Annotated in this window: 2 protein-coding genes and 1 pseudogene; 1 reads left to right on the top strand and 2 read right to left on the bottom strand. The window is 64.8% G+C overall.

The annotated features are described in order from the left end of the window. Positions 1–289: 289 nt before the first annotated feature. The gene (locus AC3ET4_RS30760) at positions 290–922 is read right to left on the bottom strand and encodes a class I SAM-dependent methyltransferase (protein WP_431955248.1); all 633 of its coding nucleotides are present in this window, start codon (positions 920–922) and stop codon (positions 290–292) included. 186 nt (positions 923–1,108) lie between these two features. On the opposite strand from AC3ET4_RS30760, the pseudogene AC3ET4_RS30765 reads away from it, so the two are divergent. Next, positions 1,109–1,282, top strand: a pseudogene (locus tag AC3ET4_RS30765) (site-specific integrase); the annotation flags it as partial. On the opposite strand, the gene AC3ET4_RS30770 reads toward AC3ET4_RS30765, so the two are convergent. Then, a partial coding sequence (locus AC3ET4_RS30770; RefSeq protein WP_431955250.1) for a hypothetical protein occupies positions 1,210–1,391 on the bottom strand: 182 nt, incomplete at its 5' end. The pseudogene AC3ET4_RS30765 and the gene AC3ET4_RS30770 overlap by 73 nt on opposite strands.

Below are 1,391 nucleotides of genomic sequence, written 5' to 3' on the forward strand. Positions count from 1 at the left end.
GCCGGTGAAAGCGACACCGAAGCGAGCCGATTTTCGGCATCTGAAAGCTCTGCGTCGTACAAGTGAACATTCTTTGAACGGCACTGCCAGGGGCGTCGATTCATGCTGCCCGTGATTCCCCGTGATTTCCCGTGGTTCCCCGCACATCCCTGCCCGACGTGGCAGGCATGTGGCACACCCCCCTCGATGCGAACCACCGAGTCAGCCGCCTTCCCGCTCCGCGGACCACGGTGGTCGAAACCTGCAGTTGATGCGGGGCGGAGCAAAGGGGAAACACCACGTGGTCCCGTCAGCCGTGGTTGCGAAAGACGAGCAGATAGCGCCAGAAGAGGAGCCTGCGGATGTTGCATCCGGGCAGCAGCACCGCGGCTTCCCGGCGGATCTCGGCCAGGGGCATGGCCGGCTGTCTCACCGGCACCTTCACCCGTTCCCTATGAGTCGCAGCAGAGACAGAGAGGATCTTGTCCCTCACCGCGACAGCCAGTCTGGCGACGGCGTTGACGGGCACAGCTGCCAGGCTCCAAGCCCAGTCGAGCCGGGTCTTCTCCGGAAAGCACCCCAAGATCACGAGGACCCCGCCGGGCGCAAGCGCGTCACGCAGTGCGGCGACAGTGTCGAACGGCATGTGGTGAATGCTGGCGAGGCACGAGATGAAGTCGTAATGCGCCTTGGGAAATTCGACTTCAGTCACGTCCGCGTGCTGGAAGCGCGGACTCCGGTCACTGGTCATCCGGCCGGACAGCGCGCGAGCCTCCGCGATGGCCTCCTCCGACGGATCGATCGCATCGACCTCTATGCCCAGGCGAGCGAGCCGACGCGCGAACTGGCCGGTCCCGCACCCCACATCCAGTGCCGCACCGCAGTTCCGCGGCACCTGGCGCAACAGCAGACGGTGATAGTGGTCGTTGTGATCAAAAGGCATGGCCCCGACCCTGCCACAGCGGACGCACTCGGCCTCACCTTCCACCATCAACACCCTTGCGGTGATCTGCGTCATACCAGCGGGTCCGGAATGCAACACAAGCCGCTGTCATCGTCGCGAACGCGGCGCCAGCAGCGGACCTGCTCAATGGCAACACGCACCCGACCGCACACGGCCTCTGCGGACACAAGGCATAGCAGCGTCTCGCTGCTGTCGGACTGCGGTGTCCCGCTGGAGGAGATCTCCGGCCTGGTCGGCCACTCCGGTACGGCAGTCACCGAAGAGGTCTACCGGAAGCAGATCCGCCCCGTGATCCAGACGGGGGCGGTCGTGATGGACGGCATCTTCAAGCGCGATCCGAAGCCGTGGCAAGCAAGGATGACTTCGTCGCGCGCCCAATCCGGGTTCTTGACGGCCTTGACCTGGAAGCCGAGGCGCTTCAACCAGGCGGCTGCGTGATCCTGGCCAC

The organism is Actinacidiphila sp. bgisy167, assembly GCF_057707665.1.